The sequence below is a fragment of the Paenibacillus sp. CECT 9249 genome, from assembly GCF_918697855.1.
In the GTDB taxonomy this organism is placed as follows: domain Bacteria; phylum Bacillota; class Bacilli; order Paenibacillales; family Paenibacillaceae; genus MSJ-34.
Window position 1 is genome coordinate 14854 of the sequence record NZ_CAKKLI010000047.1, and the last position, 26250, is coordinate 41103.

General features: G+C 51.7%; 26 protein-coding genes. 24 read left to right on the forward strand and 2 right to left on the reverse strand.

The features are described from left to right. The first annotated feature begins 19 nt into the window (after positions 1-19). The 9 genes from yabG (at position 20) to LQ229_RS22450 (ending at position 7140) form a co-directional block, all read left to right on the forward strand. Positions 20-913 (forward strand): sporulation peptidase YabG, encoded by an 894-nt coding sequence (yabG, locus tag LQ229_RS22410; protein WP_216539908.1) that lies wholly within the window; start codon positions 20-22, stop codon positions 911-913. Positions 914-1121: 208 nt separating this feature from the next. Beyond that, complete coding sequence (gene veg / locus LQ229_RS22415) at positions 1122-1397, forward strand: biofilm formation stimulator Veg (RefSeq protein WP_216539907.1); 276 nt, start codon at positions 1122-1124, stop codon at positions 1395-1397. A 192-nt stretch (positions 1398-1589) separates the two neighbouring features. Continuing rightward, the gene (locus tag LQ229_RS22420) at positions 1590-1766 is read left to right on the forward strand and encodes a small, acid-soluble spore protein, alpha/beta type (protein WP_230192954.1); all 177 of its coding nucleotides are present in this window, start codon (positions 1590-1592) and stop codon (positions 1764-1766) included. Positions 1767-1958: 192 nt separating this feature from the next. Then, on the forward strand, positions 1959-2813 hold the full coding sequence (gene ispE, locus LQ229_RS22425) for a 4-(cytidine 5'-diphospho)-2-C-methyl-D-erythritol kinase (RefSeq protein WP_230192955.1): 855 nt from the start codon (positions 1959-1961) through the stop codon (positions 2811-2813). 46 nt (positions 2814-2859) lie between these two features. Then, complete coding sequence (gene purR / locus LQ229_RS22430; protein ID WP_216539904.1) at positions 2860-3693, forward strand: pur operon repressor; 834 nt, start codon at positions 2860-2862, stop codon at positions 3691-3693. Positions 3694-3696: 3 nt separating this feature from the next. After that, on the forward strand, positions 3697-4074 hold the full coding sequence (locus tag LQ229_RS22435; RefSeq protein WP_216539903.1) for a RidA family protein: 378 nt from the start codon (positions 3697-3699) through the stop codon (positions 4072-4074). 141 nt (positions 4075-4215) lie between these two features. Continuing rightward, entirely contained in the window at positions 4216-4500 is a 285-nt protein-coding gene (spoVG, locus tag LQ229_RS22440) for a septation regulator SpoVG (RefSeq protein ID WP_018759486.1), read from the forward strand. Positions 4501-4718: 218 nt separating this feature from the next. Continuing rightward, a complete protein-coding gene (gene glmU / locus LQ229_RS22445; protein ID WP_290370064.1) occupies positions 4719-6119 on the forward strand; it encodes a bifunctional UDP-N-acetylglucosamine diphosphorylase/glucosamine-1-phosphate N-acetyltransferase GlmU in 1401 nt (466 codons plus the stop codon). A gap of 70 nt (positions 6120-6189) precedes the next feature. Further along, the gene (locus LQ229_RS22450; protein WP_216539902.1) at positions 6190-7140 is read left to right on the forward strand and encodes a ribose-phosphate diphosphokinase; all 951 of its coding nucleotides are present in this window, start codon (positions 6190-6192) and stop codon (positions 7138-7140) included. A 348-nt stretch (positions 7141-7488) separates the two neighbouring features. Here LQ229_RS22450 and LQ229_RS22455 read toward each other — a convergent pair whose 3' ends face one another. After that, positions 7489-7692 carry a hypothetical protein gene (locus tag LQ229_RS22455; RefSeq protein WP_216539901.1) on the reverse strand — a complete coding sequence of 68 codons (204 nt, stop codon included), beginning with the start codon at positions 7690-7692 and terminating at the stop codon, positions 7489-7491. Between the two features lie 110 nt (positions 7693-7802). On the opposite strand from LQ229_RS22455, the gene pth reads away from it, so the two are divergent. The 13 genes from pth (at position 7803) to LQ229_RS22520 (ending at position 20346) form a co-directional block, all read left to right on the forward strand. Next, on the forward strand, positions 7803-8363 hold the full coding sequence (gene pth / locus LQ229_RS22460) for an aminoacyl-tRNA hydrolase (protein ID WP_216539954.1): 561 nt from the start codon (positions 7803-7805) through the stop codon (positions 8361-8363). 130 nt (positions 8364-8493) lie between these two features. Next, the gene (locus LQ229_RS22465; RefSeq protein WP_216539900.1) at positions 8494-8724 is read left to right on the forward strand and encodes an anti-sigma-F factor Fin family protein; all 231 of its coding nucleotides are present in this window, start codon (positions 8494-8496) and stop codon (positions 8722-8724) included. Positions 8725-9049: 325 nt separating this feature from the next. Next, positions 9050-12577: a transcription-repair coupling factor gene (mfd, locus tag LQ229_RS22470; RefSeq protein ID WP_216539953.1), complete on the forward strand. Its 3528-nt coding sequence runs from the start codon at positions 9050-9052 to the stop codon at positions 12575-12577. Next, positions 12564-13598 carry a peptidylprolyl isomerase gene (locus LQ229_RS22475; RefSeq protein WP_230192956.1) on the forward strand — a complete coding sequence of 345 codons (1035 nt, stop codon included), beginning with the start codon at positions 12564-12566 and terminating at the stop codon, positions 13596-13598. The genes mfd and LQ229_RS22475 overlap by 14 nt, the downstream gene beginning before the upstream one ends. A 250-nt stretch (positions 13599-13848) precedes the next feature. Then, positions 13849-14391, forward strand: coding sequence for a stage V sporulation protein T (gene spoVT, locus LQ229_RS22480; RefSeq protein WP_216539898.1), 543 nt, complete (start codon positions 13849-13851; stop codon positions 14389-14391). Between the two features lie 107 nt (positions 14392-14498). Beyond that, on the forward strand, positions 14499-16142 hold the full coding sequence (locus LQ229_RS22485; protein WP_230192957.1) for a polysaccharide biosynthesis protein: 1644 nt from the start codon (positions 14499-14501) through the stop codon (positions 16140-16142). A gap of 19 nt (positions 16143-16161) precedes the next feature. Continuing rightward, positions 16162-17643: a nucleoside triphosphate pyrophosphohydrolase gene (gene mazG / locus LQ229_RS22490; protein WP_230192958.1), complete on the forward strand. Its 1482-nt coding sequence runs from the start codon at positions 16162-16164 to the stop codon at positions 17641-17643. Positions 17644-17780: 137 nt separating this feature from the next. Further along, positions 17781-18053 (forward strand): HU family DNA-binding protein, encoded by a 273-nt coding sequence (locus tag LQ229_RS22495; protein ID WP_216539895.1) that lies wholly within the window; start codon positions 17781-17783, stop codon positions 18051-18053. A gap of 2 nt (positions 18054-18055) precedes the next feature. Continuing rightward, the gene (locus LQ229_RS22500) at positions 18056-18334 is read left to right on the forward strand and encodes an RNA-binding S4 domain-containing protein (RefSeq protein WP_216539894.1); all 279 of its coding nucleotides are present in this window, start codon (positions 18056-18058) and stop codon (positions 18332-18334) included. Between the two features lie 109 nt (positions 18335-18443). After that, positions 18444-18725, forward strand: a complete 282-nt coding sequence (gene yabP / locus LQ229_RS22505; protein ID WP_216539893.1) for a sporulation protein YabP — start codon at positions 18444-18446, stop codon at positions 18723-18725. Then, complete coding sequence (gene yabQ / locus LQ229_RS22510) at positions 18722-19294, forward strand: spore cortex biosynthesis protein YabQ (protein ID WP_216539892.1); 573 nt, start codon at positions 18722-18724, stop codon at positions 19292-19294. Before yabP ends, yabQ begins: the two co-directional genes overlap by 4 nt. 125 nt (positions 19295-19419) lie before the next feature. After that, complete coding sequence (locus LQ229_RS22515; protein WP_216539891.1) at positions 19420-19737, forward strand: septum formation initiator family protein; 318 nt, start codon at positions 19420-19422, stop codon at positions 19735-19737. Between the two features lie 132 nt (positions 19738-19869). After that, positions 19870-20346, forward strand: coding sequence for a S1 domain-containing RNA-binding protein (locus tag LQ229_RS22520; protein ID WP_230192959.1), 477 nt, complete (start codon positions 19870-19872; stop codon positions 20344-20346). A 955-nt stretch (positions 20347-21301) separates the two neighbouring features. On the opposite strand, the gene LQ229_RS22525 is transcribed toward LQ229_RS22520, so the two are convergent. Further along, complete coding sequence (locus LQ229_RS22525) at positions 21302-22174, reverse strand: LysR family transcriptional regulator (RefSeq protein ID WP_230192960.1); 873 nt, start codon at positions 22172-22174, stop codon at positions 21302-21304. A gap of 132 nt (positions 22175-22306) precedes the next feature. Here LQ229_RS22525 and LQ229_RS22530 point away from each other — a divergent pair, with 132 nt between their 5' ends. Both LQ229_RS22530 and spoIIE read left to right on the forward strand, forming a co-directional pair. Beyond that, positions 22307-23257 (forward strand): DMT family transporter, encoded by a 951-nt coding sequence (locus LQ229_RS22530; protein ID WP_230192961.1) that lies wholly within the window; start codon positions 22307-22309, stop codon positions 23255-23257. 380 nt (positions 23258-23637) lie between these two features. After that, positions 23638-26061 (forward strand): stage II sporulation protein E, encoded by a 2424-nt coding sequence (gene spoIIE / locus LQ229_RS22535; protein WP_216539886.1) that lies wholly within the window; start codon positions 23638-23640, stop codon positions 26059-26061. The last annotated feature ends 189 nt before the right edge of the window (positions 26062-26250 follow it).

Sequence of the window (26250 nt, forward strand, 5' to 3'; positions counted from 1 at the left end):
CGAAGAGGTGATTTTGCATATGAAGCTAGGAGACCTGGTCGTACGGAAGTCTTACGGCGGAGATGTCATGTTCCGCATTGCAGCGATGCGCGCGGATCAAGCGATTATTAAAGGAACGGATTTTCGTTTGCTAGCCGATTCTCCGCTCCAAGATCTCGTCAAGGTGACCAATACGATATCGATCCACAGCAAAGAGAAACAGGCTCGCATTAAATCGATGGAATCGACGCGTTTAATGGAACAGTACCGCAAAGGGCAAACGGAAAGAAGCCAAGCCGAATTGAACCGAAAGTTGATGAACCATCAGCCTTTTTTCGAGGTGCCGGGAAAAGTGCTTCATCTGGACGGAGACGTCAATTATTTAAAAAAAAGCATGGAACTGTACGGACAGCTCCGAGTACCGGCAGAAGGGCATTACGTAAACGAAGCGAACATGGGGGATATGCTGTACCATTTGCTGCCGCGCGTTCGACCGGACATCGTCGTCATCACCGGCCACGACGGCGTGCTCAAGCATCTCAAAAATCGCGATTTATATAGCTTGAACAGTTACAAAAACTCGGAAAATTTTGTGAAAGCCGTCAGAATCGCGCGCCAATACGAGCGGAATTTTGATGCGTTGAATATTATCGCCGGCGCTTGCCAATCCCATTTTGAAGCGCTGCTGCAAGCGGGAGCCAATTTTGCGAGTTCTCCGGGACGCATCTTGATCCACGCGCTGGATCCGGTTTATATCGCGGTGAAGTCTTCGTTTACCCCGATCAAGGATACGATCGACGTGGTGGATGTCATCCAGCATACGATTAGCGGAACGGACGGCTTGGGCGGGATCGAAACAAGGGGGAGCTACCGTATCGGAATCCCGAGAATCAAGGATTTATCGACCCTGAATGTTACTCCTTCGGCGACATAAACGTCCGGTTTCAAATGGGACTAACGCTTCCTTCTTTTGATTTGTGAACATTTTGTGAACTTTATTAAGATGGTAAAACCGAAAAATTTAAAAAATCACTCAAAATGCCGTTGACAACACGAATTGATGGCTGATATAATAATTTGTTTCATTTGACATTACCTCTTGAATTGGGTATAATGGACAAGGAAAGAGGTGGTAGTTGACAATGGCTAAAAATGCGCTGTTGGAAATTAAACGTAGCTTGGAAGCCCACGTCGGGCGTAAAATTATGTTACGGGCAAACGGTGGTCGCCGAAAGACCATTGAAAGGACCGGAGTCCTGGAAGAAATCTACCCTTCTGTTTTTATCGTTAAGCTCGATCAAGAGCAGCATGCTTTTAAGCGAGTTTCTTATAGTTACGCGGATATACTGACGGAATCGGTCGAAGTTACCGTATGTGACGACGACGGGCAAGTCCGCATCACCTATATCCAACAATAAGCCCTGTAGAGGGCGCAATTATTTTATAATTAACAAACCCAGTGACGCGAGGCGGCACTGGGTTTCGTTTCTTCTCCAGCGAAAAAGTCGCAACCTCCCGGATTGCATGAACTGCAAATGCCCGAGCCATACTAACACTGTCAGAACGGAACGCAGGCAATAATGTTCCGATTGCGCAAAGGAGGAATTTCGATGGGCAGAAGACGCAGCGTCATGTCCGAGGAGTTGAAATACGAGCTTGCGAAGGATTTAGGCTTTTACGAAACGGTACAGCGCGAAGGTTGGGGGAATATTCGGGCGAAAGACGCGGGGAATATGGTGAAACGGGCGATTCAATTGGCGGAACAAGCCGCAGCGAAAAAGTCGTAATTTGGCAACGGGCGAGGTTGTATCCGGGGTTGGCCCGGGAACTTCGCTTTTCTTCTTTGCAGATATTATTGCAGGCGCCTTGCCGGAGCGATCGAAATGCGTTTCTAACGGGATTCTGATATAATATGGTAAGTTGTCCTAAGTTAGACACCTTAGAGCCATAGCGATGAGCTTTAGAAGTGGGTGAACGTAATGAAAGTATATGAAAAGGCGCCGGCGAAAATCAATTTAATGCTGGATGTGTTACATAAACGGGAAGACGGATTTCATGAAGTGGAGATGGTGATGACGATGGTCGATTTGGCCGATCGTCTGGAAATGGAGCCTTTGGGGCGGGATACGATCATCATTTCAAGCCAGGCGGGCTATATTCCTCTCGACGAGAAAAATTTAGCCTTCAAGGCGGCCAAGCTCATCAAGGAACGATATGAAGTGAAGCAAGGAGTTTATATTCACCTAGACAAGAAGATACCGGTCGCGGCGGGATTGGCCGGAGGCAGCAGCGATGCCGCGGCGGCGTTGCGGGGGTTGAACCGGCTGTGGAAGCTGGGCATACCGGAAGAGGAACTGCAGCGTTTAGGAGCGGAACTGGGCTCGGACGTTCCGTTCTGCGTTGCGGGAGGCACGGCGATCGCCAGGGGGCGGGGAGAACGATTGGAACGCATTGCGAATCCGCCGCAATGTTGGGTCATTCTCGCCAAGCCGCCGATCAACGTATCGACCGCCGATGTATACGGGCGGCTGCGGGCCGACAAGATTAGGAAGCACCCTTCGCTGCGCCAAATGACCGAGGCGATCGCGTCGCAGCAGTTTCATCGCATTTGCGCCCAGTTAGGCAATGTGCTGGAAGACGTTACGTTGGCCGCTTATCCTCAGGTGCTGCAATTGAAGGAGACGATGCTTAGATTGGGGGCCGACGGGGCGCTCATGTCAGGGAGCGGGCCGACCGTATTCGGCCTCGTAACCAAGGAGTCGAAGGTCGCGCGGATATACAACGGATTGCGCGGATTTTGCAAAGAAGTTTACGCCGTTCGGATGTTGACGTAAGGTGTAATATATATATTATACGGATGCAACGGGGAGAGGAGTTCTCGTGAAAAAATTAAAAAGAAGCGCGCGTCTGGTGGACATGACGCAGTTTTTGCTGGCACGTCCGCACACCTTAGTTCCTTTAACGAAATTTGCGGAACGGTACAGCGCTGCCAAGTCGTCCATTAGCGAAGACTTGGTCATCATTAAAGAAGTGTTCGAAGAAGAGGGAATGGGCGAGCTGCTCACGCTGGCGGGCGCGGCAGGCGGCGTCAAGTTCATCCCGAAGATGCCCAAGGAGACCGCACTTGCCGTCATACGCGACGTGTGCGTAAGCTTGGAGCAGCCGGAGCGGATTCTCCCCGGCGGTTACTTGTACATGACGGATTTGATCGGCCAGCCTGCTTTCATGAACGAAATCGGCAAAATGTTCGCCACCGCTTTCGCCGATCGCCAGATCGATGTCGTCATGACCGTGGAAACGAAAGGCATCCCGCTGGCATACGCTACCGGGGCGCAATTGAATTTGCCGGTCGTGCTCGTCCGCCGCGACCAGAAGGCGACGGAAGGATCGGCCGTAAGCATCAATTACGTGTCCGGCTCCAACAAAAGCCTGCATACGATGATTTTGGCGCGCAGAGCGCTGAAAGAACAATCGCGCGTATTGATCGTGGACGATTTTATGAAAGCCGGGGGAACGGTGCAAGGAATGATCGATCTGTTGAAAGAATTCGATGCCACCGTAGCCGGCGTAGGCGTGTTCGTCGAATCGGGCGATATCGGCTCCGAGGAGCGGCTGCTTCACGACTACATATCGCTCGCCAAGCTGTCCAAAGTAGATTACAAAACAAAACAAATCTCGGTCGTTCCGGGGAATTATTTTGAAGAGAGGGAATGAGAAATGAACATTGAAACGGTAAATACGAATCAGGCGCCTGCGGCAATCGGACCTTATTCGCAAGCGGTCAAACTTGGCAATGTCGTTTTTACGTCCGGGCAAATTCCTCTAGGATTGGACGGAAATGTCGTGGAAGGCGGGATCGAGGAGCAGACGCATCAAGTATTCCGCAATTTGCAGGCAGTTTTGACGGAAGCGGGATCGTCTTTCAGCCAAGTGTTGAAGGCGACGGTTTTCATTAAAAATATGGACCAATTCGCAGCCGTCAATCAAATTTACGCCTCTTATTTCGGCGATCATAAGCCGGCTCGATCCACGGTCGAAGTCGCTCGTCTGCCGAAGGATGTTCTTGTCGAAATCGAATTGATCGCGTCGATATAACACAGGTTTTGTCGAAAACCTAATCCCCGCTTGGCTTTGTTCAAAAAAAATTAAAACGTTTCCTTAAAAAAAGAAGGATTTTGCTCTCATGTGTGGAATTATACACCAAGTCTTTTGATGGAAAAAGGTGGTGAACACACAATGCAAATTACGGATGTAAGACTTCGCCGCGTCAATTCCGAGGGGCGAATGAAAGCAATCGCTTCCATTACCATTGACAACGAGTTCGTCGTGCATGACATTCGCGTCATCGACGGAAACAACGGCATGTTCGTTGCAATGCCGAGCAAGCGGACTCCGGACGGAGAATTCCGCGATATCGCTCATCCGATCTCTTCGACGACTCGCGAGAAGATTCAAGCCGCAGTATTGGCTGAATACGAGCGCGCCGCTACGGAAGAAGAAGTGATTGAAGAGGGAGCTTAATCAAGTTTTATTAATTGGGGTTCGAAAGGTTTGAAGAAGGAGAGTCTGAACAGGCTCTCTTTTCTTTTTGCGAAGAATAAGATATCATCAATATGAGCGAACAAAGCCCATTTCCAATAAACCGATTTTTATGTAAATTGCACCATGGAGAATGATTTTATATTCTATTACAATAGATAAATAGGATTGGTTACAACATCATGGGGGAGGGGTAGTCCTTGAAGAGGATGGCAATCGTGCTTGCCGCAGGGCAAGGGAAACGTATGAAATCCAAGCTTTACAAAGTACTGCATCCGGTTTGCGGGAAGCCGCTCGTCGACCATGTGCTTACCGTGATGGAAAATGTACAATGCGAACGTACAGTCGTCGTCGTCGGCCACGGCGCCGATGCCGTCAAATCGTATTTGGGCGAACGCGCCGAATATGTGCTGCAGGAAGAGCAGCTCGGCACGGGCCATGCCGTCAAGCAGGCGAAACCGCTGCTCGAAGCGGAGCCGGGCATGACGCTGGTCGTGTGCGGAGACACGCCGCTCATTACGGAAGCTTCGCTTCAGAAGCTGATGGCGCTCCACGAGGAAGCGAAAGCGGCTGCAACGATCCTAACCGCCGAATTGGACGATCCGCAAGGATACGGACGAGTCATTCGCGGCGAAGACGGTTCGGTGCGCAAAATCGTCGAGCAGAAGGACTGTACGGCCGAGGAACATAAACAACGCGAAATCAATACGGGAACGTATTGTTTTGACAATTTGAAGCTGTTTGCCGCATTGGAGCAAGTTCGCAACGAAAATTCGCAGCAAGAGTATTATTTGACCGACGTGATATCGATTTTGCGCGAACAGGGCGAAACGGTACAGGCCTATTGCACGAAGGACCAGGCGGAAGCGGTCGGCGTGAACGACCGGCTGCAATTGGCGGCGGCGGAACAGTTGATGCGCGAACGCATTAATCGCCTCCATATGCTGAACGGCGTGACGATCATCGATCCGGCGTCGACGAATATTGGGCCGGATGTAACGATCGGAGCCGATACCGTCATTTACCCGGGAACGGTGCTGGGCGGACGGACGACGGTCGGGGAAGACTGCGTCATCGGACCGAATAGCGAGATCCATGAGTCGCAGCTCGGGGAAGGCGTAACGGTGAAGCATTCCGTCCTGACGGGCGCGGTCGTAGGCCGTCACAGCAGCGTAGGGCCCTTCGCCTATTTGCGACCTGGAGCGCGGTTAGGCGAAGACGTGAAAGTCGGCGACTTCGTCGAAATTAAAAACGCTTCGCTCGGCGACGGGTCGAAAGTATCGCATTTAAGCTATATTGGCGATGCTAGAGTAGGCAAAAACGTCAATATTGGCTGCGGCGCGATAACGGTCAACTATGACGGGTATAATAAATCCGTTACGGAAATCGAAGACGATGCCTTCGTCGGAAGCAATGTCAATTTAATAGCGCCGGTCAAAGTCGGAAAAGGCGCCTATGTCGTTGCCGGTTCTACGATCACCCACAATGTGGATGACAACGACCTGGCGATCGCGCGGGAAAGACAAGTAAACAAGCCTGGGTATGCCGAGAAAATACGGGCTCGGGCACAAATAAAAAAACGTAATGCGGAGCACTCATAAGATGAATATTATAGAATTGGAACCACCAGCGTTATTCAAACAACGAACCGCCACGGAGGGTAATGGGTTTATGGCTTATTGCGATTCGAAACTGAAAATCTTTACCTGCAACTCCAATCCGATGCTGGCGCAGCTGATTGCCGACCATGTCGGCGTGCCGCTCGGCAATTCGGAGACGTTAAGCTTCAGCGACGGGGAAATTCATATCAAATTATCCGAAAGCGTACGCGGTTGCGATGTTTATGTCGTGCAATCCACCTGTGCTCCGGTAAACGACAATTTGATGCAATTGCTCGTCATGGTTGACGCATTGAAGCGGGCTTCGGCCAAAACGATTAATGTCGTCATCCCTTATTACGGTTATGCGAGACAAGACCGCAAGGCGCGGGCCCGCGATCCGATCACGGCGAAGCTCGTCGCCAATCTGATCGAGAAAGCCGGGGCGCATCGCGTAATTGCATTGGATTTGCACGCGACGCAAATTCAGGGGTTCTTCGACATTCCCGTCGATCATCTCGTTGGCGTTCCGATTCTAGGCCATTATTTTCTCGAGAAAAAAATCGAGGACGTCGTCGTCGTATCGCCTGACCACGGCGGTGTCGTACGCGCCCGCAGATTAGCCGATTATTTGAAAGCTCCGCTAGCCATTATCGATAAGAGGCGGCCGGAACCGAATGTGAGCGAAGTGATGAACATCATCGGGAAGGTCGAAGGGAAGACGGCGATTATTATCGACGATATTATCGATACGGCCGGCACGATCGTGCTCGGCGCGAACGCGCTCAAAGACGCAGGCGTGAAGGAAGTGTACGCTTGTTGTACGCATCCGGTGCTGTCCGGTCCGGCGATGGAGCGGCTCAGCCAGTCTCCGATCAAAGAAGTGGTCGTAACGGATACCATACCGATAACGCACCCGAATCCGTCGGACAAGATTAGACGTTTGTCGGTAGCCCCTTTATTGGGCGAGGCGATTATTCGAGTGCATGAGGAAGTATCCATCAGCACGTTGTTTGAGAACTAGCAAGAAGAAGAGGGTTACTTTCCCACGCTGCGGGGGAAGTAACCCTTATTGTGTCGCATATGATCCCGCCTGCGATGGCGTTTGGGAAACTGTCGATCCGAATCACGCTTATGGTTCGTTGCTCTCATGTGATCCATTGGATTTTATGCAATGTTTTAGCCATTCCGACCCGGAAATAGGGTCTTTCATTGGAATTCATCCAACGGAATGTTCCAAAAACATGGCTAAACGGCGACCCAAGGCGCAAATCCATTGTATGTTTTCCAATAGAGACCGTTTTGGATCAACAATTTTGCAATTTTGATTGTACATTTTCCAATGATACCGCCTACAAACGGCTCGGTCCCGTTAATAACCGGGTCGGGATATGAATTGGAAGCGGCGGCGGTTGTATAGAACCTGGTTGACTTGCACGAATTGTTTGCAGAACGATTCGACCTTCCCGATATCTTGGTGAATTTGTTTATCGTAGACTTGAATGGGGACCTGCGCGTCGATATGATCTTGAAAGTGCTTGTCTTTCGTGAGCTTCTGCCCGTTGGCATAAGACATACAATAAACTCACCGCCCGATTCGAATTGGTTTCTCGTATTGTGAATGATTTCGTGTATCATTATCGGTAAAACATATTTTAACATAAAAAAGTGAGGGTTAACATGGCTTTGAAATGGATCGTCGGTTTGGGCAACCCGGGTTCCTCCTATCAGGCAACCCGTCATAACGTAGGGTTCATGGCTGTTGACGAGCTTGCGAAACGATGGGGAATTACCGTCAATCAGAGCAAATGCAAAGCGTTAATCGGCGAAGGGATCATTGACGGGACGAAGGCGGTGCTGATCAAGCCGATGACATATATGAATCTTTCCGGCGAATCGGTGCGGGCGTTTATGGATTACTATAAAGCGGACCTGCAGGACATGATTGTCGTGTATGACGATTTGGATACCGAGTTTGGCAAAATCCGGCTGCGATATCAAGGCAGCGCCGGCGGACATAACGGCATCAAATCGATCATCCAGCATACGGGGACCCAAAGCTTCCATCGCGTTCGCATGGGAATATCCCGTCCCGAACCGGGCTACGATATCGCCGATTACGTGTTGTCCAAATTCGCAAAAGCGGAAGGCGACAAGCTGCGGCAAATGATCGAATCGACTTGCGACGCATTGGAATTCGCGATGAAGCATCCGTTTGAACAAACGATGGCCAAATTCAACGGTTAATCGGGTTCGGGCTAATTTTGCCCCATATTGGGTATACTAAGTGACATATTGACAAGATTTGTTCGAAGGGCGTTAAGCGCCGTTCGCAAAACAAACCTCAATGTATATCCAATGTTCGGGAGGCATATAGATGTCAATAAACTATATTTGCAGGCATTGCCATACGCCCATCGGCCGCATCGACGACGCGAACGTGAGCGAGGCGCAGCTCGGGTTCCATTTCTTGACCCCCGAGGAGCGCAGCGATATAATATCGTATAGTCCGAATGGAGACGTAACGGTCAAGATGACTTGCGATTATTGCAAGGAAGCGCTGGACAATCACCCCGAGCTGGTGTTGGCGCCGAATCCGTTGCAATGAATTGCAAATGTTTCATTTGTTGAAGGATGAAAATTTGCAATCAGAATTGCAAATAGGCATATTGTGATCCATGCCAATTTGTCAATAAACGGCAAATGTTTCATTTGTTGAAGGATGAAAATTTGCAATCAGAATTGCAAATAGGCATTATCGCAGTGACGACTATTTGTCAATTTGTAGCAGATTGGCATATTGTAGTAATGGCAATGACGTGAATATAAGCAAATGATTCATGCGCATTCAACGTTTATACGGCCTTGGCAAGTTCGCCGAGGCTTCTTTTTAGTTCATAGATCAGTTTTCTCTAAAGAGAGGTGCGGTTTTGTTGTTACAGGCACTTATAGAAGCATTTTCAGAAGATCGGGATTTCCAATCGATCTCGTCGGGCATTCGTTCGGGAATGAAGGAGCAGCTCATTTCGGGACTGACCGGATCTTCCCGCCAGATTATGATCGCCTCGCTGGCTGAGGAATTGAAGCGCCCGATATTGATCGTGACGCATAATATGTTTGCCGCTCAGAAAATAGCGGAAGATTTGCAAGAATGTTTGTCGCCTGAGAAAGTATTGCTTTACCCCGCCAATGAACTTGTCGCGGCGGAAGCGGCGATTTCAAGCCCGGAAACGCTTGCACAGCGAATCGATGTAATGATGAAATGCTCCCGCGGATTCAGGGGCATCGTTGTCGCGCCCTATTCCGGCGTGCGCCGATTTCTGACGAGCCGGCAGGTGATGGCCGAAGCGCATTTGGACGTGCAGGTCGGACAAACGCTATCGCCGGAGGCGTTCATCCGCCGGATGGTGGAGCTCGGATACGAACGGGTGGAACAGGTAGAGTCGAAGGGAGAGATGAGCGTACGCGGCGGTATCGTCGATTTCTATCCGCTGACGGCGCCGGTTGCCTGTCGGATCGAATGGTTCGGCGATGAAATCGACTCGATCCGCACGTTCGACCCGGGCGATCAGCGGTCGATCGACAAGATGACGTCCGTCGCCATTCCGACGTGCAAAGAAATGATCGCCGATGAGCAGCGATTCGCGCGCGCGGCCGAATTCGCTTACGATCTGTTGGAGAAGCAGCTCGAGAAAATGAGCGACCGCCAGGCGAAGGAGAAACTGCGCGAAGAAATTGGGCATGAAATCGAGCAATTGCGGGAGCAAACGTATTTCTCGGAAATCTATAAATATATAGCGCTGCTGTATCCGGAACGGGAAACTTTGTTCGACTATATGCCGGAGGATACGATCTTGATTGTCGACGAGCCTTCGCGTCTGCTCGATACGGCGAAGCAGCTGGAGCGCGACGAAGCGGAATGGAACTTGCATTTGCTGCAGAACGGCAAGTCTCTGCCCGGATTCGTCCTGGGGCATCCGTCGGATCAAATCATGTACCGCCGGCCGTTTCAAACGCTGTTCTTGTCCCTATTTCTTAGACAAGTTCCCCATACGCAGCCGCAGAACATCATTAACTTCATGTGCCGCGCGATGCAAGATTTCCACGGCCAGATGAACGTGCTGAAGGCGGAGATGGAACGGTGGAGGAAGCTCGGCGCCAAAGTCATGATGCTGGCGAGCGGCCAAGAGCGGATGGACCGGATGCGGCGCGTGCTGCAAGACTATCAAATCGAGGAACCTATTCTATTGCAGGGCAACCTCCAAACCGGCTTCGAGCTTCCCTCGATTCATCTGGTGGTCATTACCGAAGGGGAGATGTTCTCGCAGAAGCAGCGGAAAGTTCGCTCCAAATTCGATAAAAAAATCGATAACGCCGAACGGATCAAAAGCTATACCGAGCTGAAAGTAGGAGACTACGTCGTTCACCAAAACCATGGGATCGGCAAATATTTAGGCATCGGCACGCTCGAAATCAACGGCATCCATAAAGATTACTTGCATATTCTTTATGCCGGCGGCGATAAGCTGTCGGTTCCGATCGAGCAAATCGATATGATTCAGAAGTATGTCGGCTCCGAGGACAAGGAACCGAAGGTTTATAAATTAGGCGGCACCGAGTGGGCGAGGGTGAAAAGCAAGGTACGCTCTTCCGTTCGCGATATCGCCGACGATTTGATCAAGCTGTACGCCGCGCGCCAAGCGGCTCCCGGATTCGCTTTCGACAAAGATACGCCGGATCAGCACGAGTTCGAAGCGATGTTTCCATACGAGGAAACGCGGGATCAATTGCGGGCCATCGAAGAGATTAAGAGGGATATGGAGCAACCCCGCCCGATGGATCGCTTGCTCTGCGGCGACGTCGGTTACGGCAAAACGGAAGTAGCCGTGCGGGCGGCGTTCAAAGCGGCGATCGAAGGCAAGCAGGTGGCCGTGCTGGTGCCGACGACGATATTGGCGCAGCAGCATTACGAGACGTTCCGCGAGCGGTTCGCCGCTTATCCGATGAATATTCAAGTATTGAGCCGTTTCCGCTCGAAGAAGGAACAATCGGAAACGATGAAGGGCATTAAACGGGGGACGGTCGATATTGTGATCGGGACTCATCGTTTGCTTTCGCAAGATGTCGTCTTTAAAGAATTGGGACTGCTGATCGTCGACGAGGAGCAGCGTTTTGGCGTGTCTCATAAAGAAAAGCTGAAAAAGCTGAAGACGAATGTGGACGTGCTTACGCTCACCGCGACGCCGATTCCGCGGACGCTTCATATGTCCATGCTCGGCGTACGCGACTTGTCCGTCATCGAGACGCCGCCGGAAAATCGTTTTCCGGTGCAAACGTACGTCGTCGAACATAGCAATACGCTCGTCCGCGAAGCGATCGAACGCGAGATTGCGCGCGGAGGGCAAGTATACTATTTGTTCAACCGCGTTCAAGGCATACATCAAATGGCCGAGCATATTTCCATGCTCGTCCCGAACGCGCGCGTCGCGGTCGGACATGGGCAAATGTCGGAGCAAGAGCTGGAGCGGACAATCCTCGATTTTCTCGACGGCGAGTTCGATGTGCTGGTTAGCACGAGCATTATCGAGACAGGAGTCGACATTCCTAACGTCAATACGCTGATCGTCCACGATGCGGACAAGATGGGATTGTCGCAATTGTATCAGTTGCGCGGCCGTGTCGGGCGCTCCAACCGGATTGCGTACGCCTATTTCACGTATCAGAAGGACAAGGTTTTAACAGAGGTCGCCGAGAAAAGGCTGCAGTCGATCAAAGAATTTACCGAGCTCGGTTCCGGCTTCAAAATTGCGATGAGGGATTTGGCGATTCGCGGCGCGGGCAATTTGCTCGGCGCGGAGCAGCACGGATTTATCGCTTCGGTCGGCTTCGATCTGTATTCCCAAATGTTAGGCGATGAGATCGCCAAGCGGAAAGCCGAAATGTACGGAGAGACCGAGGAGACGGCCAAAGAATGGTCGACGGTGATCGACCTGAATATCGACGCCTATTTACCCTCAGACTACATTTATGATAGTATTCAAAAGATTGAGATATACAAAAAAGTCGCTGCAGTTCGTTCGTTGGAGGAGACGCAAGATTTGCACGAGGAACTGGAGGACCGGTTCGGCGATTTGCCGCCGGCTGTCGTGAACTTGCTTGCGGTTGCGAGACTGAAAGTGTACGGGAGACTGTACGCTCTTGACTCGATCTCGCAAAAAGGGGATGATATTGTTATCAAAATCAATGCCGGAAAAGCGGATACCGTCAAGCGCACCAAGCTGGCGGAGATCAGTTCGCAATTCGACAAACGCGTCGGTTTTGAACCGGGTTCCAACACGAACATTTATTTGCGCTGCAAAGGGCTGAATGAACAACAATCGATGGCGCTGGTGGAATCGTTTTTGCGCAATGCCGGAGAAGCTTTTAAATCGAAAGGAGAACTGCAAGATGCTGTCAAATAAATCGAAGCGCGCATGGACAACGGCGATTCTAGCCTTAGCGGCAATCCTTGTCCTGTCCGTCGGCGCAGGCTGCGGCCAGAAAAATAAAACGGGCGGCGCGGCGAAAGAAAAAGTCGTTGCGACTTATAACGGGGGCCAGATTACAGAGAGCGAATTCAATAAAGAATTGGATTTGATGGTATTCCTGTATCCGCAATATGAGCAAATCGTCGCGATGGACGAATTTAAGGAGTTTTTGCTGGAGCAGCAAGTCGCGTATAAAGTGTTAAGCGAACGGGCCGGCAGCGATGCGAAGGCGGAAGGGGAGAAGATGGCCGAAGAACAAATCAAGGCGATGCACGATCAAGCCGGCGATGAGTTCAAAGCCGATCTGGACAAGCATAAGCTGACCGAGCAAGACGTGAAAAACTATATGGCTAAAATGTTCTCGATCGACGCCGATTTCCGCAGCAAAGTGTCGGACGAGCAAACCAAAGCGCAGTTTGATAAAATCGAAGACGACTTCACCGTCGCTTCCGTACGCCATATTCTCATCGGACTAACGACGTCCGACAATAAGGAACGGACGAAAGAAGAAGCGCTGAAAATCGCCAAGGATATCGAAGCCAAATTAAAAGCGGGCGAAGATTTCGCCAAACTGGCGAAAGAATACTCCGACGACCCGGGATCGAAGGACAACGGGGGTTTGTACGAGAACAAGGAAGTAAGCTTATGGGTGCCTGAATTCAAAAAGGCCGCGATCGAGCTTCCGCTCAACCAAATCAGCGAGCCGATCGAAACCAGCTACGGTTATCATGTGTTGAGAGTCGAGTCCCGAACGGAGAAGACGTTCGATGAATTAACCGACGATCAGAAGAAAAACGTCAAAAGCATGGCGGCCGGCGAGCAAATCAACGAGTTCATGCAGAAGGAATTGCCGAAGCTGAATATTAAGTCGAACTTGCCGAAGAAGGAAGAGCCGAAGAAAGAAGAACCGAAAAAGGAAGAATCGAATCAGGATCAAAACAAGGAAGGCAAATAATACCTCCATTGGGTCGATCAGCAAATTAATTGAAAAATTATTGAACAAGCGAAAAATAGCTGTCGAAAAATTGCTATTTTTTGCTTTTTTGCGAAACTATTTAGGAATAATGCGCGTACAACCATCATGTATAAGAATCTGGGAGCAGATGAATACTATGGTCATGATTTCACCAAAAATCTACATCTCCCCTCTTCCCAATAAAAAACAGTAGTTGCAAACCATTGAAGAAAGCGAGGCAACAAGAAAGATGAAAGCTACTGGTATTGTTCGTCGTATTGATGATTTAGGTCGTGTCGTTATTCCTAAAGAAATTCGCCGCACGCTAAGAATTCGCGAGGGGGACCCTTTGGAAATTTTCGTGGATCGCGACGGAGAAGTGATTTTGAAAAAATATTCGCCGATCGGGGAATTGGGCGACTTCGCGAAAGAATATGCGGAATCGTTGTATGAAAGCACGGGGCATATTACCCTCATAACCGATCGCGACACGATTATTGCGGTTGCGGGAGGCTCCAAGAAAGAATATATGGATAAGCAAATCGGGTCTTTGCTCGAACATTGCATGGACAACCGCAAGACGCTTCTGGAGGCGACTCCGGGTACTTACGAAATTAGCAGGGACAATCAGGATACGTACAGCTCGTTCGTTGCGGCGCCGATCATTGCCGGAGGCGATCCGATCGGAACGGTCGTCTTGTTGAATAAAGACGAAGGCGTGAAGATGTCGCAATTGGAAACCAAAATGGCGGAAACCGCCGCCGCCTTCTTAGGGAAGCAGATGGAGCAGTAGAGGCATTAATGGGCCATTTCCGTTCGCAAACTTCTATAACGACCGTCACGGGTGGGTTATAGAAGTTTTTTGCATATGAAGTACAACAATCGAGTCGAGGGGCGCTTATGGGAGAGAAGGGAAGCGCGGCCGCGGGCAAGCTGTGGCAAGGCGCGCTCATGCTCGGTATGGCGGCTGCCGTATCGAAGCTGATTGGCACGTTGCAGAAAATACCGCTTCAAAATATAGCCGGGGATGCAGTGTTCGGTATTTATAACGCCGTATATCCGTTTTACGTGCTGCTGCTCTTTCTCGCGACGGCAGGCTTTCCGGTGGCCGTGTCCAAGTTCGTGGCCGAACGGACGGCTGTCGGCGATGAAGCGGGGGCGCGCACAATATTGCGCATATCGGCGGCGCTGCTTGCGGCGTTAGGAATCGTCTTCTTCGCCGCCTTATACTTGGGAGCGGAGCATGTCGCGTCCTGGATCGGACAGCGCCAGACGGCGAGAGCGATACAAAGCGCATCCTTCGCCCTGCTGCTCGCTCCGGTCATGGCGGCGCTGCGCGGATATTTCCAAGGGAAGCAGAATATGCTGCCGACCGCGGTCTCGCAATTGGCCGAGCAAACGGTACGAGTGGCGACGATGGTGGCCTTATTGATCCATTTCACGAACATCGGCGCTTCCGCCGATTGGATCGCGGCCGGGGCGACCTTCGGATCGGCGGCCGGTGCGGCGGGCGGACTTGCGGTCATGATCTGGTACCGGATCAGGGACGCCCGCGGCGGGATAAGCATCGCCGGAGCCAACGCCGCCGCCGAAGCGGCACGGAAGGAGCCGCTCTGGACGACCGTGCGCCGGCTTGTCCGGTACGCGATCCCCGTTTGCTTGGGCGCCATCGCCGTTCCGGTTATCGGGATCGTCGATACGTTCACCGTTCCGCGCCTGCTGCAGCATAGCGGAATGGCCGGACTGCAAGCGCTGGCCGAATACGGCGTCTACAACCGCGGCTTGCCGCTCGTCCAACTTGTCGGGATGGTCGTCAGCTCGTTGTCGGTCACTTTCGTCCCGGCGATGGCGCAAGCGGCGCAGCGGGGCGTACAAGCCGCCTACACGGCGCAAATTCACCGGACGCTGCGCTGGTTCGGTTTGACGGGGTGCGCCGCCTCGATCGGCCTCGCACTGCTCTCGGAGCCGATTAACGTCATGTTGTATACGAACGACGCAGGCACGGACGCCATGACGATCGTCTCGTTCACGGCCGCCGCCAGCGCGCTTACGATCGTCTCGTCGGCGCTGCTGCAAGCGATCGGCCGCGCGAAGACGCCGGTCGTTCATCTGCTGCTGGCGACGGCGGTCAAGATCGGCCTGAACGTATGGCTCGTCCCGTTGTGGGGAATTAACGGGGCCGCGCTGGCCGGCGTCGTCGCCTATGTCTTCGCGGCGCTGCTCAATACGGGCGCGCTGCTGCGGGCGGCGGGCATCCGCCCCGACTTCGCGGCCGATCTCGGCAAACCGGCGCTTGCGCTCGCCGTTATGGCCGTCGCGGTCTGGGCCGCGAAGCTGGGGACGGCGTCGCTGCTTGCCGCCATCGGCGTTGCGGGGACGAGGACGGCCGCAGCGGCCGTCGCGCTGACCGGCGTCGCCGTCGGCGTCGCTGCCGTCGGTTTTGTCGTTATCGCAACGCGAATGATGACCGAGCGCGAACTGCTAGCCGTTCCGCTGCTGCGGAAGCTGGTTCCCCGGGCGAAACGTTCCGTGGATTTCCGCTAACTTATAGGAGGGATATCATATGTGTGCAGCCATTACCGTCGTCGGGCTTGGAACCGGCGACGCCGATCAGCTTACCCTTGGCGTTTGGAAGACGCTTCAATCCGCAAAGCGCCTGTTCGTGCGGACGGAGCGCCATCCGATGATGGCGATGCTTCGGGATCACGGCATCGCTTATACGTCGTTCGACTCCGTCTACGAGTCGCATGAATCGTTCCCGGACGTATACGATGCGATTGCAACGAAATTGGTGGCATGGGCCGCGGAATCGGGCGACATCGTCTATGCTGTGCCGGGTCACCCGATGGTGGCGGAAGCGACGGTTCGCCTGCTGCGGGAACGTTGCCCGGACGCGGGTGTCGAGCTTGCGATCATGGGGGGCGAGAGCTTCCTGGATCAGACGTTTCTGCGGTTCGGCTTCGATCCGATCGAAGGCTTCCAACTGCTGGACGCCCACGATTTGCCGTCTTCGCTGCTGCAGCCGAAGCTGCATACGGTCATCGGCCAAGTATACGATACGTTTACCGCTTCGGACGTCAAGCTGAGCCTGATGGAGGTTTATCCCGACGATTACGAGGTTGTCGTAGGCCATGCGCTCGGCGTTTCGGGCGAGGAGCGGATCGTTCGGGTGCCGCTGTATGAATTGGACCGGTTGGAGGGATACGGCAATCTGTCGCTCATATGGTTGCCGCAAACGGAAGCCGACAGCGTCCGCAATCGGACGTTTGCCCGCTTGCATGAAATCGTCGGCATTTTGCGCAGTCCGGAAGGCTGCCCGTGGGATCGCGAGCAAACGCATCAATCGATCCGCAAAAATTTGATTGAAGAAACGTATGAAGTGCTTGAGACGATTGACGACGACGATCCGTTGGCGATGCAGGAGGAGCTGGGAGATTTGCTGCTGCAAATTATGCTTCACTCGCAGATGGAAGAGGAAACGGGAACATTTACCGTTTACGACGTTATTAACGGATTGAACGAAAAGCTGCTGTTCCGCCATCCGCACGTATTCGGCGATCAGGCTGCCGGGAATGCGGACGAAGCGCTCCGCAACTGGGACCAGATGAAGGCGGAAGAGAAACGGCGCAAGGGGATCAACCCGGATGAGCGGTCGGCGCTGGACGGCGTTCCGCGCGATTTGCCGGCGCTGATGAAAGCGTACAAGCTTCAGAAGAAGGCGGCGAAAGTCGGCTTCGATTGGGACAAGCTCGAAGACGTGCTTGCCAAAGTGGAGGAAGAGCTGGCCGAATTGAAACAAGCGGTTGCCGGCGAAGAGCCGCATGAACGCCAAATGTCCGAGCTTGGCGACTTGTTGTTTGCGGTTGTGAACGCGGCGCGGTTCGTCAAGGCGGATCCGGAAGAGGCGCTTGCGATGACCAATCGAAAATTTATTCGAAGATTTCGCCATATTGAAGAGCAACTGCGTATAAGAGGCAAATCTTTTGACCAAACTGATTTACTAGAGATGGAGCAATGGTGGCAGGAGGCCAAAACGCTAGATTAACGCGCGGATCGAACCGTTTTCGCCAAAATTCTATTAAATTGCTCAAATTTCGAAAAAAGAAGTTTCTAAAAGAAGGAATTTCCTAACAAACCAAGAATACATAATCGATTAATCTTTATTTTGGGAGGCTTATAATAATGAACAAAACTGATTTGGTAAACAACATTGCAACAAAAAGCGGTTTGACAAAAAAGGACGTTGAGTCCGTTTTGAACAGCTTTTTGGGCGAAGTAACGGATGCGCTTGCTAGCGGCGACAAAGTGCAATTGATCGGTTTCGGCACGTTCGAAACCCGCAAACGCTCCGGCCGCACGGGCCGCAACCCGCAAACGGGCAAAACGATCCAAATTCCGGAATCGAACGTCCCTGCGTTTAAAGCGGGCAACAAACTTAAAGAAGCTGTAAAATAATAATGCGTGTCGATAAATTCCTGAAAGTATCGAGGCTGATTAAGCGGCGCACCGTTGCCAAGGACGTGTCGGATCAAGGCCGGGTATGGATTAACGGCAAAGACGCGAAACCGAGCAGCTCCGTGAAAGTCGGCGACGAAATTACGATTCAATTCGGTCAGAAGCTCGTCACCGTCCGAGTGGAACGTACGGCGGAAACGACCCGGAAAGAGGAAGCGGCGCACTTATATACCTTGATCAAGGAAGAACCGATTGCGAAAAACAACGACTTCCAGTGGTAACTTCAAAAGTATAGTCACAAGAGACAATGTCATGAGACGTTGTCTCTTTTTTCAGTTCTAAAGCGAATGCCTCCTCCATAAGCTAGTCTTAGAAGGAGGGGTACATGCCATGGTCGATCAAGGAAAAACGAAGCGGCAAGAGGTAAAAATGCTCAATCGCAAGCTTCTCGAAATTTCCGGGGTGAGCAATGTGGAAAGTTTCGATAACGAGGAGTTTCTCTTGGATACGGAATGCGGATTTATCGCCATTCGCGGGCAAAATTTGCACATTAAAAATTTAAGCCTGGAGCAAGGTCTTGTCGCGATCGAAGGATTGGTCAACTCCCTAACCTACTTGGATCCAAACTCGCAAGGCAAATCAAAAGGCCTGTTAGGGAAGTTGTTTAAGTGAGCTTGCATATTCAATTGATGACCGTGCTCGCGATGCTGGCTAGCGGGGTATGCATGGGCATCGTGTTCGACAGCTACCGCGTCGTTTCGGGCCAGCTCTATTTCCCCAAATGGACGAAGCCGGTTCTCGATATCGTGTATTGGCTGCTCGCGACAGGATTCGTATTCCGCGTGTTATATGTCAATAATCAGGGAGAAGTGCGGTTTTATGTTTTCCTCGGCCTTTTTCTAGGAGTTTGGTTCTATTTTTTGTTCATTAGTTCAATAACGGTAAAAATTGTGGTAATCTTAATTAAGGCGGTCAAGCAGTTCATTTGGTTCCTTGTGCGTTTCTTTGATGTAACTGTGGTACGGCCCATTATTTTACTATATCGATTATTGCGAATTCTCGCCGGTTTTTTGCTTGCGATTTCCATCTTTATCGGCAAAATGCTGCTGCATATCTTGCTTCCGTTTTGGAAGCTGCTCGCATGGATGGCCAAGCCTCTCGTACGGAGATTGCGGATGCCGGAATGGCTTAGACGCATCGGGGATTGGATCGCAAAGCTATGGAAACGGCTGTTTGACTGATAGAGTATAAGCGGATGCTTACGAAGATAGTTTATACGAAGCTTTTGCAATGAAGTAGACCTCACAAACGAAGCGAATGCTTACGAAGTTAGTTTTGCTTCGCAAAACTTATAGGAGGGTAGATTATGGCATCATCTTCAGCAGGGAAACCGTCAGCTAAATATGTGGGAGCGCGCAGGCGTCTACGGCTTTGGATGATGTTCATGGTCGTTTTCTTCGGTTGGTGCGTCTACACTTTTTTCACGCAGAGCGTGCAGCTGAATTCCAACCGGGAGCAGCTGGTCGGTGTGGCGAAGTCGCTTAACGAGACGACGCAAGCCCGGGACGAATTGAAACAAGAGATCGTTCGGCTGAACGATCCGGAATATATCGGGCAAGTCGCCCGCAAGAAACAGGGCCTTTATTTGCCAGGCGAAACCCCTATTAAAGTCAATGAGCCCTAAATTGGGAGAATAGGGCGTTTCTTGGGACATCTGTCAGTTGACCAAAGCCTCTCGATTCGGTTATAATCAGCGTAGCTAAAGCTTTTTGCTACGAAGGCTTTGCATATTTTTAAGGGAGGATCATTTTATTCTATGTCAATTGAAGTGGGCACCAAGTTAGAGGGCAAGGTGACAGGTATTACACATTTCGGAGCGTTTGTAGATCTGTCAGGAGGTGTCACGGGTCTCGTTCACATCTCGGAAATCGCCGACAACTATGTGAAAGACGTCAATGATCATCTGAAGATTGATGATGTCGTAACGGTCAAAGTTATCAATGTTGACAAAGACGGCAAAATCGGTCTCTCCATCAAGCAGGCGATCGACAAACCGGTGGAAAGCAGCCGGCCGTCGAGAGCGCCACGATCGGACCGTCCAAGTTACGGAGACGGGGACCGTCCGGGAGGATTTCAACGTGAGCGAGGAGGGCGTTCGTTTAGACCGCAAACCAACAAAACTTCATTTGAGGATAAAATGTCCCGCTTTCTCAAGGACAGCGAAGAACGCATTTCATCATTGAAGAAAAACACGGAAGGCAAACGCGGAGGACGCGGCGCCAAACGTATGTGATAGATCCGATATAGGCAAACCGCAACAGCTTATGCTGATTGCGGTTTTTTTAATTTCCGCTCGCAACGGCAGCAACTGCAAAAATCCATTAATTCGGTGGAAAAATTAATTTTTTGAGCGTAGAACTGCAAAAATCCACTTATTCGCGCCTACTTTGCCGATTTTAAGGTCATTTGGGAAGAAATAACTGGATAATTCATCATACCGCTGGCGGCTGACGATTCGCCCGAGCGGGCTAACGAAACTTATACACGCTAATAACCTGTAAATCACCATGTTGCAATGTCTAACGAAACTCAAACACGCTAATGAGGGGGAAAAGACGGTAAAACCGCCGATTTCCAATGAATAACGATGCGTACTTTCGCTAGAATGGGGACGTCTTCATTTTGAGCCTAATAAGAATTGCCAGTTTCGTTAGCGCCAAACAAGGAGCGCAGGTCCGCGCGATCGCCTTCGAAATGGAGGGAGGCATCCCCTTCTATATGCGCAATAAAGCCAGTACCATCAACGGTGGCGAATGGTGAAGCAGACCTCCAATTGCGGGTTTTCGAAGCTATCTTCCCCCATATATGACTCCTCGTATGATTGCTCTCTGCCTCCTTTGTCGATATCCCTCTCGTTCAGAAGCGTCGCACCTTCAATCGATAAGCCGGTTTTCGTTTTCTTGACGGGAGCCTGCAGGTATCGATATGGGGGACATCGGAAGCCGTCCGGATTATCTTCATAACGAAGGAGGAGTTCATGTATGAACGGAGATCTATAGCAATCACTCGTTGATTTGGCAGACGCTAGGTTCGAACGACGGGGATCTCTGTCCTGAGTGAGCGGGATTTCGGCAAAAGGCGGAATAAGGAGATACTGCGAGGTTAAGAGAAGAGAACGAACCTCGCATGAAGAATGCCCTGCAAATATAAGGAAATGGCAGGAAAGGACAAACGCGAGCCAGGTATGCTCATGCATGCTCTTCCGGACGCAGCGGCACGGGCAGCATCCCGCGAATAAAATTGTTCAGCGTATTCGTCATGTAAGCGTCTTTGCGGCGGATGAACACCGTCTTGATCACCCGATATTCCTCAGGGATTTCATAACAACGAACCATCTCTTTCGCTTGCGCGCCGGCGACGGCCGATCGGGGGACGACCGTAACCCCGAGTCCGGCCGCCACGCTTCCGATAATCGTCTCGAACGTACCGAACTCCATCATTTTTCGATGAACGATCCCTTCGTCCCGAAGCCAATTCTCCAATCGCTGCCGATAGCCGCAGCCGTGGTTAAACACAAGCAGCGGTTTCTCCAGCAACGCTTCGAGCCCGAACGTTTGCTCGGCGGAGACCAATACCAACTCTTCCTGAAACACCTCATACTGTTCAATTAGAGGATGGTTGATCGGCCCCGTAACGAAGGCTCCGTCCACCTTGAATTGAAGCACGTCCTGCACCAGTTGTTCGGTAACCCCGGCTTTTAAAGACAAATCCACCTGCGGGTATTTCCGATAGAAAGAAGACAGTATTGCCGGGAGCGAGATGATCGTTTCGACCATGCCGATTTCCAGGGAACCCGGTGCGGAAGCCGAGTCCTGGAACGCCTTCATCATATCGTCGAAATGAAGAAGCACTTTGTCGGCATATTCCCGGAACTTCCTCCCTTCGGCGGTCAGGATCATGCCCCGTTGATGCCGATAAAATAACGGCGTTTGCAATTCCTTCTCAATTTGCTTGATTCTTGCCGTGACATTGGATTGGACATAGTTAAGCTCCGCGGCGGCCTTGCTGATACTGCCGTGCAGGGCAACACGCTGAAAAATGCGCAAATCGTTCAGTTCCATGGGACCCCCTTCTTCAGGTATCACTATAAATGATAGTAAACTCAATTTTCATTCATTTTACACTATTATTTCGCTGTTTTACAATACGATATGTGTTCGTCAACGAAGATTAACAGAAAGAGGTATGTATCGATGAAAAATCGGGTTTGGATCGGGGCGGCGCTGTGCCTGCTCGCCAGTATATCTTGGGGGGCGATGTTTCCCGTGGCCGAGAGCGCTTTGAAACGGATTGATCCCTTTTATTTTACTTGTATCCGATATGCTTCCGTATCCGTACTATTAGCGATTCTATTGTTTGCGAAGGAAGGGAAAGCGTCTTTTCGCCTCGAGGGAAAAGGAAAGCATTTGCTATTCTATGGGATTATGGCCTTCACCGTATACAATATATGCATGTTCTGGGGCCAGAAGCAATTGGGGGCGTCGGGCACGATCATCGCATCGCTGACGGAGGCGCTCATGCCGATGATATCCGTCATGTTCGTATGGGCGACGCAATCGCGCAAGCCGCCTACATACACCATCGCCAGCACGATGATTTCATTAGCGGGGGCTATGTTGGTCGTAACGAACGGCGAGTGGAGCTTTTTTATGCAGCTTGGGCAACAGATCTTCCCGTTGTTCCTTCTATTGATCGCGGTGCTGGGATGGGTCATTTATACGGGAGGCGGCGAGAAATTCGCCGGGTGGTCGATTTTGCGTTATTCTACCTTGACATGCATATTGGGCACGCTCGTATCTTGCATCGTCGTAGGGCTAGCCACCGCATTGGGGCTTGTACCGGCGCCCGATTGGCATACCGTCTTCTCCGTCCGGTACGAGATGGCGTTCATGATCCTCCTGCCGGGATTGGCGGCGCTGCTGAGTTGGAATGCCGGCATTCAAATTTTGTCGCCGGTGAACGGCATTTTATTCATTAATTTCGTCCCGATTACGACATTATTGATCATGGCATTTCAGGGCTATCACATTAGCATGTATGAATTATACGGCACAGCCATGGTCGTATTCGCGCTTGTTTGCAACAATTTATTTCTGCGTAAGGCGGAAAAGCGGACATTGGTGGCTGTTCCATCGAATCGGTGACGTTCGACGCGGAAGAGAGAATTTTGTTCCATTCTTGGCGATTGCGTTTTTGACAAAAAGGGTGGGGCGCGGCGTGACGAAAAAAATTTACCGACATGTTCTTACGCCATTCCTTGAAAGTCCGGTTGAAAACACCCTCATCCGAGCGCAAGAAAGCGCGAATCTACCTCAAAAATCAGACATCGTTCTCGAGGGGAATATGCGCCCTACTGTTACAACGGTTGCGAGGCAACGGTTTGCGCGTTCGGCAGGGAGGTTTGTTTTTGTCGGAAATTTTTTTTCTCGCAACCAACGCATTCTGACAAACTTCATAATAGATTGCCTCTATAATGGGGAGCACCCGATAAAAACGAGATACACGAGATAAGGTGGTGCTTTCGATGAAGTTTCCAAATTGGATCAGGAGAGCGGAGCAGGCGTATGCGACAAGGAAAGCGGGCTTGCTCATTGCCGGCATGGGCTTTCTGCTGGGACGGGCGATGATTTTGGACGAGCTCACGCCGTTTGCCGCAGCCTATTTTGCGGTCATTTATTTCATGAGGCGCGAATATGCAGGATGGGTGGCAACCGCGCTTATAACGGGCAGCATCTTTACGCCGCATGCGATGACATGGGTGATCGTGGGGCAATTGCTAGTATTCGTATTGGTACAGCGAGGGCTTCAAGCGTTCGAACGGTCGGAAATTTCCCACGCCCCGCTTATCGTGATGATCTCTTCCTTTAGCGTCAATATGTTCCGGGCGTTGATCGGACAGGACTTCTCCTGGTACGGGTTGATGATGTCCGGCGTGGACGCCGTATTCGGCTTTGTGCTTACCCTCATTTTTACGCAAGCGGTTCCGGTCTTTCTCTTCCTCAAAAAAAATTATACGCTCAAAAACGAGGAGATCGTATGTCTGATCATTCTGCTCGCCTCCGTCATGACGGGCATGGCCGGCTGGACAATTCAGTCGCTGTCGATCACTCATATCGTATCCCGGTATTTGATTCTATTGTTTGCCCTGGCGGGAGGCGCGCCGCTCGGAGCTTCGGTCGGCGTTGTCACGGGACTGATCTTAAGCTTGGCGGATATGCGCGCCATCTTCCAAATGAGCTTGCTGGCTTTTTCCGGGATGCTGGCAGGCATGCTGCGGGAAGGACGCAAATGGGCGGTCGGCTTCGGGATGCTGCTCGGCTCTTCTATCTTATCGATATATTTAGGATCGCAATCGGAGGTTGTCGTCTCCACATTGGAATCGGTCGTCGCCATCGCGTTGTTCCTGCTTACGCCCAAGGCGCTGGTTCAATCGATTGCCAGGTATGTGCCCGGCACGCAGGAGCATGCCAAGACGCAGCATGACTACGCCCGGCGCATCCGCGACGTCACGGCGGAGCGGGTCAACCAATTCTCCGAAGTGTTCCGCCAATTGGCGCGCAGCTTCCGGCAAATCGCCAGCAGCGGGGAAATCGTCAAACGGGAGGAGGAATTCGATCACTTTATGAATGCGGTTGCGGAGCGTTCTTGCGCGACATGTTACCGCCGCAATTTATGTTGGGACGGGAGGTTTTATCAAACTTATCAATTTATGACCGATATGATGACGCAGATCGAAGAGCGGCCCGACTTCGGCAAGAAGCATTTTCCGAAAGAATGGAACAAGCTTTGCGCGAAGCCCGAACAAGTCCTTGGTGTAATGAAACAGCAATATGAGCTGTACAAGCATGACCAACAGTGGAAAAAACAGATTCAGGACAGCCGTCATCTCGTCGCGGAGCAATTATCCGGCGTATCGCAAGTGATGGAGGATTTGGCCAAAGAAATTCAGAGGGAGGGTCAGGAGCTAACGCAGCAGGAGGAGCGCATTCGGCGAACGCTGGATCAGCTTGGCCTGTCGATTCAAAGCATCGATGTAGTCAGTTTGGATCCCGGGCATGTAGAAATCGAGGTGATGCATACATACACGAAAGGGTTCGACGAATGCCGCAAAATTATCGCGCCGCTTCTATCCGATATTATCGGGGAGCATATCGTCGTATCCGGCGAGCAATACGCGCCCGGCGGACGGGAGGGGACCGCCGCGGTGACGTTCCGGTCGGCCAAGACGTACGAGATCGAGACCGGCGTCGCCTTTGCCGCCAAAGGAGGCGACCTGCTGTCGGGCGACAGCTTCAGCACGGTGGAGCTCGGCAACGGCAAGTTCGCCGTGGCGATCAGCGACGGCATGGGCAACGGCGAACGGGCGCAGCTCGAGAGCAGCACGGCCTTGACCATATTGGAGCAGCTGCTGCAATCCGGCATGGACGAGCGTCTGGCGATCAAATCGGTCAATTCGGTGCTCATGCTGCGATCGGCCGACGAGGTGTTCGCCACCGTCGACATGGCGTTGATCGATATGCATACGGCGAAGACGACGTTTATGAAAATCGGCTCGACGCCGAGCTATATTAAGCGGGGACGGGAGGTCATTCCGATTACGGCAAGCAACTTGCCGATCGGCATCCTGCAGGAGATCGAGGTCGACTTGGTGAGCGTTCAATTGCAGCCGGGCGATACGCTCATTATGATGACGGACGGCATCTTCGACGCGCCGGGATACGCGGTCAACAAGGATCTGTACATGAAGCGCATCATCCAAGAGATGGCGTCCGACGATCCGCAGGAGATCGCGGATTGTCTCCTGGAGACCGTCGTGCGCTCCTCACAGGGCGAAATCCGCGACGATATGACGGTCGTCGTCGCAAAGATCGAGAAGCATCGCCCCGAATGGGCGACGATCCACTGGCCCGGCGTCGACCGGCTCGAACGCCCGCGAACGGTGAGTTGAGGGGAGGCGGATGGTGCACACGTGAATTGCGGTGCCGCAAGATTGGTTGCGGTTTACCGCAATTTTTTTGACATTATAGAATTTATAAAATTTTGGGGTGGGCAGGGCTTCCGCCTCGTTTTTGTTTTTGGTAAGGTTAGGATATGGAGACGAACGTGCTAAAACGAATCTTCTTTGATGAACATGGAC

Bases quoted from the DNA above. Each gene is read 5' to 3' on its own strand.
- LQ229_RS22485 (WP_230192957.1), top strand. From the start codon at position 14,499: ATGGGAGAGAAGGGAAGCGCGGCCGCGGGCAAGCTGTGGCAAGGCGCG.
- LQ229_RS22525 (WP_230192960.1), bottom strand. From the start codon at position 22,174: ATGGAACTGAACGATTTGCGCATTTTTCAGCGTGTTGCCCTGCACGGC.
- LQ229_RS22520 (WP_230192959.1), top strand. From the start codon at position 19,870: ATGTCAATTGAAGTGGGCACCAAGTTAGAGGGCAAGGTGACAGGTATT.
- spoVT (WP_216539898.1), top strand. From the start codon at position 13,849: ATGAAAGCTACTGGTATTGTTCGTCGTATTGATGATTTAGGTCGTGTC.
- LQ229_RS22435 (WP_216539903.1), top strand. From the start codon at position 3,697: ATGAACATTGAAACGGTAAATACGAATCAGGCGCCTGCGGCAATCGGA.
- LQ229_RS22500 (WP_216539894.1), top strand. From the start codon at position 18,056: ATGCGTGTCGATAAATTCCTGAAAGTATCGAGGCTGATTAAGCGGCGC.
- spoVG (WP_018759486.1), top strand. From the start codon at position 4,216: ATGCAAATTACGGATGTAAGACTTCGCCGCGTCAATTCCGAGGGGCGA.
- yabG (WP_216539908.1), top strand. From the start codon at position 20: ATGAAGCTAGGAGACCTGGTCGTACGGAAGTCTTACGGCGGAGATGTC.
- LQ229_RS22455 (WP_216539901.1), bottom strand. From the start codon at position 7,692: ATGTCTTATGCCAACGGGCAGAAGCTCACGAAAGACAAGCACTTTCAA.
- yabP (WP_216539893.1), top strand. From the start codon at position 18,444: ATGGTCGATCAAGGAAAAACGAAGCGGCAAGAGGTAAAAATGCTCAAT.
- LQ229_RS22495 (WP_216539895.1), top strand. From the start codon at position 17,781: ATGAACAAAACTGATTTGGTAAACAACATTGCAACAAAAAGCGGTTTG.
- LQ229_RS22530 (WP_230192961.1), top strand. From the start codon at position 22,307: ATGAAAAATCGGGTTTGGATCGGGGCGGCGCTGTGCCTGCTCGCCAGT.
- LQ229_RS22420 (WP_230192954.1), top strand. From the start codon at position 1,590: ATGGGCAGAAGACGCAGCGTCATGTCCGAGGAGTTGAAATACGAGCTT.
- ispE (WP_230192955.1), top strand. From the start codon at position 1,959: ATGAAAGTATATGAAAAGGCGCCGGCGAAAATCAATTTAATGCTGGAT.
- spoIIE (WP_216539886.1), top strand. From the start codon at position 23,638: ATGAAGTTTCCAAATTGGATCAGGAGAGCGGAGCAGGCGTATGCGACA.
- mazG (WP_230192958.1), top strand. From the start codon at position 16,162: ATGTGTGCAGCCATTACCGTCGTCGGGCTTGGAACCGGCGACGCCGAT.
- LQ229_RS22475 (WP_230192956.1), top strand. From the start codon at position 12,564: ATGCTGTCAAATAAATCGAAGCGCGCATGGACAACGGCGATTCTAGCC.
- LQ229_RS22465 (WP_216539900.1), top strand. From the start codon at position 8,494: ATGTCAATAAACTATATTTGCAGGCATTGCCATACGCCCATCGGCCGC.
- LQ229_RS22450 (WP_216539902.1), top strand. From the start codon at position 6,190: ATGGCTTATTGCGATTCGAAACTGAAAATCTTTACCTGCAACTCCAAT.
- LQ229_RS22515 (WP_216539891.1), top strand. From the start codon at position 19,420: ATGGCATCATCTTCAGCAGGGAAACCGTCAGCTAAATATGTGGGAGCG.
- veg (WP_216539907.1), top strand. From the start codon at position 1,122: ATGGCTAAAAATGCGCTGTTGGAAATTAAACGTAGCTTGGAAGCCCAC.